Genomic DNA, 1,457 nt, shown 5'->3' on the forward strand with positions numbered 1-1,457 from the left:
AGCGTTTCAATAAAGGTCTTCACTTGGCCTTTATCTGGATTACCACGATTGGGTCAGCCTTTTCTTCTTTGTGGATTTTGGCAGCTAACTCATTTATGCAGAACCCAATCGGCTTCAAGGTGGATCATAAGTTTGACCGCGCCGTTTTGGTTGATTTTCCAGCATTGCTACAGAATCACCAATTGTGGCTAGAATTCCCACACGTTATCTTTGGGACGTTCTTGGCAGGATCATTTGTTGTGATGGGTGTATCAGCTTGGTCGCTGCTACGTAAGCCAACACATGAGCTAGATTTCTTTAAGAAGTCAATTAAGATTGCAGCAATTGTGGCATTGGTTGGAACAGCGGGAATTGGTTTGACGGGTGATCGTCACTCATTGTACTTGCAAGATGACCAACCAATGAAGTTCGCTGCAACTGAGGGACTTGATAAAAACGTTGGTGGTAAGAACGAATCGGCACCATGGTCGGTCGTTGCTTACACGAATCCAAAGACTCACGAAGTTGAATGGTCATTGGACGTGCCATACGTGTTGTCAATTTTGGCGCACCACTCGCTTGTTGGTGGAAGCCAAGGTTGGACAGAAATTAATAAAGAATTACACGAAAAGTATGATCTTAAGTTTGGTAAGGATATGAACTACTACCTACCAAACAATACGATTTATTATGCGTTCCGTATTATGGCCATGTCGGCGGGGGCTTTCGGCCTCTTATCAGTCGTTGCTTTATGGGCTGTTCGTAAGAAGTCTAAGCTTGATATTACGAAATACAAGTGGGCATTGTGGATTTTCGGACTCGCAATGTACTTGCCATTCGTTGCCATTACGGCTGGTTGGCTGGTTACAGAATTAGGGCGTGCACCGTGGGTTGTTTACGGTGTTTTGACAATTGCTGATGCCGTATCACCAAATGTGTCATTTGCTTCTCTACTAACATCAAATATTTTGTACTTCCTAACGTTTGCTGTTTTGGGTGGTTTGATGGTGATGTTGTCACGACGCGTGATGATTGCCGGACCTGATTCTGAAGAACGTGTGGCCGAAGAATTGGTTGATCCGTTCTCCGCAAAAGCATTTGAAGCTGGCAAGGAGGCTTAAGCATGACAGATTTTCAAATTTTATGGTTTGTTTTGATTGCCGTTCTGTTTGCTGGATTTTTCTTTCTAGAGGGATTTGATTTCGGAATTGGGATGGCACTGAAAGGTGTTGCGAAAACAGAACATGAAGAAGATGCCTTGATTGCATCGATCGGTCCTCACTGGGATGGTAATGAAGTATGGTTGATTACTGCTGGTGGTGCCATGTTCGCAGCGATGCCATTTTGGTATGCATCACTATTTTCAGGTTTCTACTTAATTTTATTTGCGATTTTGTTAGGGTTAATCTATCGTGGTGTTTCATTTGAGTTTCGTGAGCAAATGAAGACAGCCAAGTATCGTAATCTGTGGACAACCA

Annotated in this window: 1 protein-coding gene and 1 pseudogene; both read left to right on the forward strand. The window is 43.4% G+C overall.

Annotated features, from left to right (window positions below):
- A partial coding sequence (locus WEIDD23_RS09935; RefSeq protein WP_062358950.1) for a cytochrome ubiquinol oxidase subunit I occupies positions 1-1,100 on the forward strand: 1,100 nt, incomplete at its 5' end.
- 2 nt (positions 1,101-1,102) lie between these two features.
- Positions 1,103-1,457, forward strand: a pseudogene (gene cydB, locus WEIDD23_RS14910) (cytochrome d ubiquinol oxidase subunit II); the annotation flags it as partial.

Origin of the sequence: Weissella sp. DD23, assembly GCF_001579105.1 — a bacterium.
Lineage (GTDB): Bacteria > Bacillota > Bacilli > Lactobacillales > Lactobacillaceae > Weissella > Weissella cibaria.